The organism is Sphingobacterium sp. WOUb80, assembly GCF_050058145.1.
GTDB lineage: Bacteria > Bacteroidota > Bacteroidia > Sphingobacteriales > Sphingobacteriaceae > Sphingobacterium.
The window spans coordinates 327236-338991 of the sequence record NZ_CP165617.1; the positions used below are offsets into that span (position 1 = coordinate 327236).

The 11756-nt window shown below is 40.1% G+C and carries 7 protein-coding genes; 5 read left to right on the plus strand and 2 right to left on the minus strand.

Annotated features, from left to right (window positions below; translation table 11 throughout):
• Positions 1 to 14 precede the first annotated feature (14 nt).
• The gene (rlmB, locus tag AB1Z56_RS01275) at positions 15 to 803 is read left to right on the plus strand and encodes a 23S rRNA (guanosine(2251)-2'-O)-methyltransferase RlmB (RefSeq protein ID WP_426790860.1); all 789 of its coding nucleotides are present in this window, start codon (positions 15 to 17) and stop codon (positions 801 to 803) included.
• A 58-nt stretch (positions 804 to 861) separates the two neighbouring features.
• Here rlmB and AB1Z56_RS01280 read toward each other — a convergent pair whose 3' ends face one another.
• Both AB1Z56_RS01280 and AB1Z56_RS01285 read right to left on the minus strand, forming a co-directional pair.
• Positions 862 to 2628 (minus strand): AMP-dependent synthetase/ligase, encoded by a 1767-nt coding sequence (locus tag AB1Z56_RS01280; protein ID WP_426790861.1) that lies wholly within the window; start codon positions 2626 to 2628, stop codon positions 862 to 864.
• 173 nt (positions 2629 to 2801) lie between these two features.
• On the minus strand, positions 2802 to 4679 hold the full coding sequence (locus tag AB1Z56_RS01285; protein ID WP_309365041.1) for a DEAD/DEAH box helicase: 1878 nt from the start codon (positions 4677 to 4679) through the stop codon (positions 2802 to 2804).
• 262 nt (positions 4680 to 4941) lie between these two features.
• On the opposite strand from AB1Z56_RS01285, the gene AB1Z56_RS01290 reads away from it, so the two are divergent.
• From AB1Z56_RS01290 to AB1Z56_RS01305, 4 genes are all read left to right on the plus strand, one after another.
• The gene (locus AB1Z56_RS01290; RefSeq protein ID WP_426790862.1) at positions 4942 to 5556 is read left to right on the plus strand and encodes an RNA polymerase sigma factor; all 615 of its coding nucleotides are present in this window, start codon (positions 4942 to 4944) and stop codon (positions 5554 to 5556) included.
• A gap of 126 nt (positions 5557 to 5682) precedes the next feature.
• Positions 5683 to 6645, plus strand: a complete 963-nt coding sequence (locus AB1Z56_RS01295) for a FecR family protein (protein WP_426790863.1) — start codon at positions 5683 to 5685, stop codon at positions 6643 to 6645.
• Between the two features lie 162 nt (positions 6646 to 6807).
• On the plus strand, positions 6808 to 10143 hold the full coding sequence (locus tag AB1Z56_RS01300) for a TonB-dependent receptor domain-containing protein (RefSeq protein ID WP_426790864.1): 3336 nt from the start codon (positions 6808 to 6810) through the stop codon (positions 10141 to 10143).
• 218 nt (positions 10144 to 10361) lie between these two features.
• Entirely contained in the window at positions 10362 to 11726 is a 1365-nt protein-coding gene (locus AB1Z56_RS01305; RefSeq protein ID WP_426790865.1) for a hypothetical protein, read from the plus strand.
• The last annotated feature ends 30 nt before the right edge of the window (positions 11727 to 11756 follow it).

Here is an 11756-nt window from a genome sequence, read left to right on the forward strand (position 1 = left end):
ATTTAGTATTTATTATGCAGGGAAATTTTCAGAGACGTGATCGCGACCACGGGGAAAGACGTGAAGTGAATCAGATAGTATTTGGTATTCGTGCCGTTATTGAAGCAATCGATAGTGGTAAAGAGATCGAGTCATTGTTTATACAGCGTGGTTTGAGCGGTAGTTTGATTCTAGAATTAAAAGCCTTGTTAAAAGAGCATAATATTGCTTTTCAACAGGTGCCCATCGAGAAATTAAACCGGATAACACGTAAAAACCACCAAGGTGTAATCGCTGTCATTTCTCCAATTACCTATCATGACATTGAAGAACTTCTACCACAGATTTATGAAAAAGGTGAGACTCCGTTACTTTTGATGCTGGATGGTGTCACAGATGTACGCAATTTAGGTGCCATTGCACGCACAGCAGAATGTTCGGGTGTACATGCTATCATTGTCCCTAAAAAGGGCTCTGCCGAAGTTAATCCTGATGCGATCAAAACATCTGCAGGTGCACTGTATAAAATTCCTGTTTGTCGCCATGATAGCCTTTCAAAAGTTGGTAAATTTTTAATTGATTCGGGCGTACAGTTAGTTGCTAGTACAGAAAAAACAACCTCGAGTATCTACGATGTAGATTATACGGGGCCAACTTGTGTGATTATGGGAGCAGAAGATGTTGGTGTTTCCAATGATCTAATCCGTATTGCAGACAATCTTGCTAAGATACCAATGTACGGTGAAATAAGTTCTTTAAATGTATCTGTCTCGGCCGCAGTTGTCATATACGAAGCAATTCGCCAACGTATTGTTAAAAAATAAAATATAATTTATTTGATTACAAAAAAGCCTTTGTCAAAAACAAAGGCTTTTTTGTAGGCTAGATTTGATAGATTTCCTCGATCTCTCGTTCGTATTTTTGTAAGATAATTTTTCGCTTCATTTTTAAAGTCGGTGTTAATTCACCACTTTCCACAGTCATTTCGTCTGGAAGGATAGCGAATTTCTTGATTTGTTCCCAGTTGCCAAAATTTTTATTGATACGGCTAAGTTCTGATTCGATTTTCTGCTTCAGCTCGGGGCTATTGAGAAAATCTAATCTCGTTAGTTTGGTTAGGGAAGGAACGGCACTTTTTGACCATTCCAGTAGATTGTTATAGTTAGGGACGATCAAGGCTGCCGGAAACTTTCGACCCTCACCAAGTACCATGGCCTGTTCAATGAATGAGGATTCAACCAGCTTAGATTCGATTTGTTGAGGAACGATGTATTTTCCCCCGGAAGTTTTAAACATTTCTTTCTTGCGGTCTATAATTTTGAGAAACTTGTCGTCTACCCATTGGCCAATGTCTCCAGTATATAGCCAACCGTCTTTGAGTACTTCTGCTGTTGCTTCCGGATTTTTATAATAGCCAATCATATTATTTTCTCCTTTGGTCAATATTTCGCCATCGTCTGCCAGTTTGATTTCGATATTAATTAATGGCAGGCCAACAGTACCAATCTTCATACCTCGCCTGTAGCAATTTACAGCGATACAGGGGCCCGCTTCCGTGAGGCCGTAACCTTCATATATCGGAATACCTGCTGCCATATATAAACGGATCAGTCTTTCTTGTAAAGCAGCACTTCCAGAGGCAATGCCTTTGATGTCACCTCCCAATGCTTCGCGCCATTTTGAAAAAACTAATTTGCGTGCAATACTGAGCTGAAAATCATACCACCAAGAACGTCCCGCTAGTTTGTATTGTTCGCCGAGACTTAAGGACCAGAAGAATAGCTTACGCTTGACTCCAGTTAACTGCTCTCCTGTAGCCATAATCTTTTCATAAACTTTCTCCAATACACGAGGTACAGCGGAAAAAATATGTGGTTTAACGGATTTAAAATCTTCACCTATAGTATCCATAGACTGCGCAAAAAAGATAGTTAGCCCTTTGTACATATAAACATATTGGAACACGCGTTCGTATGCATGACATACAGGAAGAAAGGAGAGGGCACGATCACCACGTTCGACCGGAAAGGAATATTCGCTGCTAAGTGTGTCTGCTAATAAATTTTTATGCGATAACATAACGCCTTTGGGGTTGCCCGTTGTGCCCGAGGTGTAGATGATGGATGCTAAGGTGTCGGATTTTATTCCATTGCGCAGCAGGTTTAGCGTTTCATCCGGAATGGTCTCGCCTTTTGCAACGAAATCCTGCCAATGATGGAGGTTCTCCTCCTTGTCAAAGCTGAAAATGCTGCTTAGCTGTGGACAGTCATCCTGTATAGCTAATATCTTTGTGTATAATTTCTTCGAACTAACAATGCAGTTTTTGATTTCAGCATGATTGAAGATATAGGTGTAGTCTGAGGTTGAAATATTGGGATAAACAGCGACCACTACAGCTCCAATTTGCTGAATAGCAAAATCAAGGATATTCCACTCGACGCGGTTCTCACTAATCAAAGCCACTTTCTCGCCAGGTTGAATGCCTAATGCGATCAAACCTTTTGATGTTTTATTGATCTGTTCAATAAATTCGGTATTGCTTATTTTGACCCATTCGTTATCTTTTTTGAAAGAAAACATGGGAAAATTGGGCGCACTATCATATTGCAGCTGTGCTAAATCAAATAATCTTGTTGCTACTGTTGACATGTCGGAAATCCAGTTCGTGTAATACGGCTAATTTACGTTTTTTTATAGACACTATTGTGGTGGTGGGAGAGAGATTGGTTGGGGTGAAGTATATAAAAGAAAAAGACTCTGGTAAATCAAGCTGTGCACTTTCATACCAGAGTCTCTAAACTCCTATTTTAAATACTAGTGATTTAGTATTTGCTTTTTGATTCTTTACGTTTTCCAGAGAAGTCACGGAAACCGCCGCCATTGCTGCTGCGCTCACCACGATCACGACGCTCACCACTGAATCCGCCTTCACGTCTTCCGCTGCGTTCACCGCCACCATATCCACCTTCACGTCTTCCGCCACGATCACCACCACGGTATCCGCCTTCACGTCTTCCGCCACGGTCACCACCACGACTTCTTCCACCACGGTCGCTACGACCTTCACCTCTAGTTTCACCAGATACTTCAATACGTACTTGACGACCGTTGTAATCTACACCTTGGAATCCTTGGAATACTTTTTCTACTTCTGCATCTTGAACTTCGAAGAATGTGAACACGCCTTTCAAATCAATTTTACCGATTGATTTTCCTGAAATATTCGCATTGTTACAGATGAAGCCCAACATGTCTCCACGAGAGAATTCATCTACTGAACCTAAGTTCATAAATAAACGCGTGTAGCCTTTTGAACCTTCACGTGAACGACCATCACGTCTGTCACCGCGGTCTTCACGACCACCGTCACGCGCTTCGATATTTAAATCTGGTGCGTTTTTGTAATAATCCAAGAAACGGTTGAACTCAAGAGAAGCAAATCTTTTGATGATATCTTCTTTTGAAAGTGACTCCAAATTTTCCATAATTGCAGGCAAGAATGGGCTGATTTGTTCGTCGTTTACTTCAACATTTTCAATCTTTTTAACGATAGAAAATAATTGTTTTTCGCAAACTTCAGCACCTTGAGGTACTTGTTTTTTCTCAAAAGGCTTACCGATGATCTTTTCAAGATGACGGATTTTGCTTAGCTCTTTTACGTTTACCAAAGAAAGTGAAATACCAGTTTTACCTGCACGGGCTGTACGGCCTGAACGGTGTGTATAGTTTTCTGTTTCATCAGGTAAAGAGAAGTTAATAACGTGAGTTACATCACTTACATCAATACCACGAGCGGCTACGTCTGTTGCGATCAATAATTGTAAACTACGGTCACGGTAACGTTTCATTACTTTATCACGTTGTTGTTGGGATAAGTCACCATGCAGTGAATCTGCATTGTAACCATCTTTGATCAACGCTTCAGCGATATCCTGTGTTTCGATTTTTGTACGACAAAACACGATACCAAAGATATCAGGGTTTGAATCCACAATACGTTTGAATGCAGCATATTTATCTTTTGCTTTGATCAAATAATAGTGGTGTTCAATGTTGGCATTACCGGTGTTTTTTGTACCTACAGTAAGCTCAACTGGATCGGTCATATAATTCTTTGCGATACGACGTACCTCAGCAGGCATTGTCGCCGAAAATAACCAAGTTTTTTTCTCGTCAGGAGTTTCTGACAAAATGTTGTTGATGTCTTCTTTGAAGCCCATATTGAGCATCTCGTCCGCTTCATCTAATACAACATATTTTACATTTGAGAAATCAATCGCATTTCTGCCGATGATATCCAACATACGACCTGGGGTCGCTACTACAATTTGCACTCCACGTCTAATTTGACGTAGCTGGTCTGAGATATTTGCACCTCCATATACAGCAACAACATGTACGTTGTCAACGTATTTAGCAAATTTTTCTAAATCTTTTGAGATTTGTAAACATAATTCCCGAGTAGGGCAAAGGATTAATGCCTGTGGGTGTTTTTGAGAAAAGTCTAATTGCTCTAATAATGGAAGACCAAATGCCGCGGTCTTTCCTGTGCCAGTTTGGGCTAATCCGACAAAATCGTCGTTACCAGTCAATAAAACAGGAATGGCTTTTTCCTGAATTTCAGAAGGTTTTTCGAAACCTAATTCTGAGATGGCATTAACAACTTCCTCACGGATTCCCAGTTCTAAAAATGGGTTCATGAAATATTTTATACAATAGGCACTATTGCCTAAGGCGTTGCAAAGGTAAGAATAATATTGGAATAAACAAATAATTTAAATAATTGATTTTTAGGGGGATCTAATTCTTTTATATGAAGTGATAATAAATTGAGTCGTGTTATATAGATTTAGCTCGCTTTGAAAAGTATTATTTTGAATGTAAACTATTTTATATACTTACAGTTTGTTTATTCATTTATTAATAGAAACTTAATATTTCAACCTTAAATTTGGTGTTAGCATGAATCAAGGACCAGTTGTACATCAGCGTTGGCTGCGAGCTATTAAAGAGCATAACGATACTGCTGCGTATGAGGAATTGTACCGCTACTGCTGGAAAGATCTTTATCAGCATGCTGCTCGTCGGATCCTAGACCGACAGGATGTAGAGGATATTCTTCAAGAGCTGTTTGTCCAATTTTGGGAACGACGTCATACCATCGACATCCAAATGAATCTCCCTGCCTATCTCAAAGGGATGCTCAAGTATAAAATCATCGACTTTTTTAACTCCAATAAAGCAAAAGATAAATTACTGGATCATTGGAGTAAACATATTTTTGAGTATGTACAGCATCATCCAGAAGATCTTAAGACCTATCTAGCTTTGGAGAAGTTGTTGGAGGAAGAACTGGAAATTATGCCACATAATATGCGGCAGGCACTTTTATTAAAATGGGAACATCTATCTATCCGGGAGATAGCCACCCGTATGGGCTTATCCGAGCAAACTGTCAAAAATAATCTTACAGAAGCCTCCAAGCGACTTCGAAAGGCCATATTGGGCTATCAACATGTTCAAAACGGTAGTTTCACCCTTCTCTTGGTTTTTATTATAGACGAGCTCGCTAAGTAGCTTACCCCCCATATTCTTATTTCCTGGACTTTGATCGTTTAACAATTCTTTCATACAACATTAACTATTTCTTGAAGTACTTTGGGGCTTTTTTGCGGACTTGTATATAAACAGCAGGCATAAAAAGTGAAAAGAAGAATTTTTGAATCGCTAATTGATAGGTACCAGCAGAACAAGGCCAACAAGGATGAGCAGTCCCTGATTGATCAATGGTATGATACGCTTGATCATGAAGAACTCCCTGTAGAGGAAGTAGATGAGGTTCAGTTGTGGAATAACATACGAGAACGTATTGGAAGTACTACTCCTAAAAAATCATTGGTTCGGAAAATAAGCTATTGGAGCGGAGCCGTTGCCGCTAGCCTACTGTTATGCGTTGGCGTTTTATTTTGGACAAAGCAGCACGAGCTTAATTTAATTGCAAAAGAAACGCATTTAGAACCGGGTTACCGGATTTTTGAAACAGGGGCCTCACAACGCAAACGGGTGCTTTTGGCCGACGGATCAATTGTTGTAATGAATGCGTATTCCAAAATTAAATTGGATACGGTTTCTTATGACAGGAGGGACCGTGTTGTGGAGCTTCTTGCTGGAGAGGCATTTTTTGAGGTTAAGAAAGATTCTACAAAAGCTTTTATAGTGAATGCCCAACAAATAGAGACCAGAGTATTGGGGACCTCATTTACCGTGAAAAACTACGCGGAATTGGATGATATATCGGTGTCCGTATTTACAGGTAAAGTGCAGGTCACTGCCCATAATAATCCACTGGGTGTGTTGACTCGTGGCGAAGAGATCCGATATTCCAAAAATAGTCATCATAGTAATTCTGGAGCTTTTGATTTGGCAACACGTAATAGCTGGATTGAGGGGAGAGTTTACCTTAAGCAAAGCAGTTTTGCAGAATTGGCACTGGCGGTCAAAAATATTTATGATGTGGATATTAAAGCTGGCGACCAACGGATTGCCCAACAACGGTATAGCATGCCAATATCAAAGCAGCTGTCATGGCCAGCGACATTGGAAAGTATTAAGGCAATTCACCACAATAAATCCAGAAAGGAGGGCGAGATAGTGCATATTTATTAATTCGGGGATAAAAAAAGAGCTGACGACGGCCATCGTCAACTCTGAATAATACACCATTTGGAGATGGTATAAATAACATATACAACAACTTATAGAGATATTATATACGCATACAAATTTATGAAATTTAAGCAATACGTTACGCAAAACGATATTAAGTTTATGATAAGGACATCGTTGGTAGGTTTACTTCTTTCGATCGTGTCGGCCGAAATGCTTTTAGCTTCGGGCGCATACGGCCAGTTACTCAATAAAAAGATCACAATTTCTTTTAGTGAATCCAACATTCCTGCGGCTTTCGAGTGTTTGGAATTCCAAAATATACATATCGCTTTCGATGCAGCGAAATATAATCTGGCAAAGAAAAAGGTAAATGCCAAAATTTTTCAAAGTAACAGTGTCCGAGATATCATGCATTATCTGCTCAAGGAAACGAACTTGATGGCACATGACAACGGTGTTTATATTACTTTGGTCGAAAAACCGGTACAGCAGGACGGACGCATCTCAGGTAAAGTGATGGATGATCGCGGTCAGCCTTTGGTCGGTGCCAGCATCAAATTGATCGGTGCCAATAAATCAACCCAGAGTGGTATCGATGGCAGCTATGTTTTGAATGCTGAACCGGGAACCTACATACTGGAAGTCAGTTATCTCTCTTACCAGACCCAGCGTGTTGAGGGGGTCAAAATACAGACGGGGCAACGGGTAGGATTGAATATTGCCATGAAGATGCAGGTAAGCGCGTTGGAAACGGCAGTTGTCAGTGTATCCTTTAAAAAAGCTTCTGTAGCGGGATTGTATGCGGTACAAAAGAATGCTGCTTCGGTGACCGATGGTATTTGGGCTGAACAGATCGCCCGTACACCGGACAATGATATGGGGCAGGTTTTAAAACGCGTAACAGGATTGACAACGGTTAATAATAGAAATGTAATTGTTAGAGGAATGTCGGATCGCTATAATCAAGCGATGCTTGACGGTGTGGTGATTCCCAGCACGTCGCAGAATAGACGGGATTTTTCGTTTGATATTATTCCGACCGAGATGGTAAGTTCTGTGGTCGTTAATAAAACAGCAACACCGGACGTGTCGGCAGAATTCTCCGGGGGACAGGTTTCGGTGAATACATTAGACATTCCAGATCAGAATTTTACCACAATTCAATACGGATTAGGTGGGAATTCCCGTACAACAGGCAAAGACTTTTATCGGCTGGGGGAGCGGCATACGAGTGAATATTTGGGTTTCTTTAACAAATCGTCCAAGATGCCCGATGGAATAAAAACTTGGCAGTGGAATAATCGGGCGATACAATTGGATGCGCCTCCCGGTTATATTTTGACTGATCCTGAATTGAACAACACTCCTTTAAATCCAACGGAGTTTGGCGATGCCGTGAAGTATAACGATTTGGATGCTATCGCACAGTCCAAGCGTTTTAATAATGATGCATTGCGACAATATAAGTATAAAGCATACCCCAATCAGAATATGCGTTTTTCGCTTGGACGGGTTTATGAATTAAATAATGGACAGCGATTGGGGTTTGTGGCATCCACAAATTTTAGAAACGAACAAAATATCATTGCATTTAATAATGTACGTAATTCGGTAAGTATCAATAATTATATTGATAGTGTAGGTCTCGGTGACAATGGAGCCGGAACATCTTATCGCTTCAATAGCAGCGCCGGATTAATGGCCAATATGGGCTGGCAGGGACAATCTTTTAAAGTTTCCTTAAAGAACATGTATGCGCGTACGTACAGTGATATTTATAATGAATCTATTCAAAAACCCTATAGTGATTCTAATCCTGAAGTAAGCAAACTGAATTATCAATTGCCTGAAGCGATGTCTTTGCAGCAACACCAATTGGTTGGAGAGTATCAACTGCCATGGGAGATAAAATCTGAAGGAATGTTTACGGTCAACAAAATTAAACAGCAAATTTTAGATGAACGAAAGCTTTCCTATAGGGTCACTGCCATGATAGATAGTATTCCTTATTTTCAAACCCCGGGGTTATTAACTCATCGTAGTTCATCTGTGGCGGGAGTTTTCAGGGACTCGCGAAGATGGACAAATATTGATGAAACAGATTATAATTGGAGCGCTGCATTTTCGCGAAAATTCGGCAAAAATGCAGCTGTTCCAACGTTGGTGAAATTCGGCTATCAGGCCTGGTCGAAGAAGAGAGCGTTGGATTTATTCAATTTCGTCCCTTGGACGAGAGCATGGGCAGAAGGCACTACGAATCAGTTGCCTCCAGAGATAGAAATTCCTTATGACCAGTTATTCAGCGCCGATAATATCGGCAACGGAAATGGGCAGGCCTATTACTACGCAGATGCATTGGGCGGTCGATATTATGATGGTAAAATGTCTTCACAGGCAGTGTATCTGATGGCAGATCAAATGCTATGGCATAAATTGCGTTTGGTGTATGGTGTGCGTGCAGAATATTTTAATTTAAACTCTAAGCAGGAAGAATTATATAGGAGGACTTATCAGGATGAACCAGATCCCAATGATGTTCAAAGACATCGTTTTGGTGTAAAAGAAAATAACTGGCGGTTTTTGCCCTCTATTAATGCCACCTATAAGGTGACATCCGATTTCAATATTCGAAGTAGCTACTCAAGGACGGTAGTTAGACCAGATTTTAGAGAAGTTGGCATGTTTGCCATGTATGATTATGAGTTAGACGGTTACGTTTATGGAGAGCAAGTTAAATCCACGTTAATCGATAATGTAGACCTTCGATTTGAATGGTACCCCTCACCAGGTGAAATCATTTCTATAACGGGATACTATAAATACTTGGATAAGCCCATAGAACTTGTTCATAGTGGGGGGAACACGTATACTTTTGCTAACATGGAAAATGCGAAAAATCTTGGACTTGAAATGGAAATCAGGAAGAATTTAACATTTCTGTCGGAAAAGGAGTGGTTTAAAAACTTATTTGTCTACGCTAATGGAACACTACTCAAATCGAAAGTCAATGTCTTAAGTCATTGGGAATGGATTAATAACCCTGAAACCCAAGTTGCCGAGCGCGTTCAACAGCGCTATCCCAATCAAGATAGACCACTGATTGGGCAGTCACCTTGGTTATTGAATCTAGGCGTAGGATATTGGGGTGAATTTTTCGGGGTAACAGCAAGCTATAATCATCGAGGTTATCGAACAAACATAGCGAATGTTAATATGAATAATGTTGAATATGAGTTGGCGCCAAAACAATTGGATGCACAACTTTATACACGTTTTCTAAAGGGCAAGATGGAAGTAAAATTTAATATGGCCAACCTATTGGATGAATGGACGCGGTATTATATGAATATTCAAGATTATGAACAAGATGATACAAAATTCTATGTATTGAAAAAAGGTAAATCTATACGATATGATAAAAACGAAGGAGATATTATTACCTATCGTAGAAGAGAGGGACAAAGGTTTAATCTTTCATTTAGCTACAATTTTTAAATAGAAAAATTTCTGCGCGAGGCAGTTTCATATCACTCCTCAATAATGTACATAAGTTCCGGGTTTGTCCAAGTCGCACAACAGGGAAATAAAATAGAAAAATACAGAAAAAGGGTGATTGAAAACAACTATGCAACCTTATGAAATGCTATCCCATAGGGATGCATAGTCTAAAAAATGATCTTGTGATGGCAAAACTAGTAATTATTTAACACAAAATGAAAAAAATCTTAACAGTAGCAAGCGTATGCGCAATCGCATTGGCTTCTTGTAACAAAGACAATGTAGGACCTAATTCAGATTTGAATGCTGGTTTGCCAAACAAACCTCAGGCAACGATCCCAACAGATGCTGCCGGTATTATCACGAAAACTACGCTATCTGCGGATACCGTATGGAAAATTGATGGTGTTGCTTTCGTAAAACCGGGTGCTACATTGACGATTCAGGCCGGTACTTATATTACTTCTGGTATAACAAAAGCATATAATGATCAGATCACTGGATTAACACAAAATATCAAAGGTGTTTTAGTCGTGCCTAAAACAGCTAAATTGATTGCCAATGGTACTGCCGCTGCGCCGATCGTGTTTACTTCTCCAAATGCCGCGGGATCTCGTAATCCTGGTGATTTTGGAGGTGTGGTGTTATTGGGGAATGCAACCACAAACCAAGCATCCACAAAGAGAATTGAAGGTATTCCTCAACCTGTAGGTGTAGACGTCACGTATGGAGGCACAAATGCTGCCGATAATTCTGGTTCATTGAAATACGTGCGTATTGAATTTGCTGGTTATAATTTAACTGCTGACAATGAGATTAATGGATTGACTCTAGGTGGTGTTGGTACTGGTACTACCTTGGAAAATATACAGGTATCTTGGGGTAAAGATGATGGATTTGAATTCTTTGGGGGTACTGTCAATGCGAAATATTTGGTTGCCTTATCAAATGATGATGATGATTTTGATTTTGATCATGGGTATACAGGCACAATTCAGTATGCATTGTCATTAAAGGATCCTAATTCGACAAATAGCACGTCTCCTTCTCCTAGCGGTCCGACTGACTCAAATGGTTTAGAGTCGGATAATGAAGGTACAGCGCCATATGCTGCTACGCCTAAAACTCGTCCGGTATTAAAGAACTTTACGTTCCTTGGTATTAAGGATGTGACTGTGGCGAGTTCTAAATTGAAATTCGGTAACCGTTGGAGAAGAGCGTCAGAATATGATATTCAGAACTCCATTATCGCTGGTTATGCAACAGGTGCTGCATTCCAAGATGGTGCAACAGGTACCTTCACAGGAAATGTTGTGCATGCCTATACTGCTGCTTTTAGCGGTGCTACCCCAGCTGGAAACCAAACAAATGTTTCAACGGATGCTGCTGCTTATTTAAAACTAGCAGGTGGTGTTAATATTTTTTATCCAACAGCGACTTTGTTTAATCCTGCATTTCTAAGACCACTTTCTACATCACCAGCCTATGGCAATGGAACGACAACGTATAGTGGTGCATTTCATCCAACAACTGCACCTTGGACTGCAAACTGGACTCAATTTGCTCCAAAAACTTATTAATATTTATTTGTTGAGTGAGCCATTTTTATG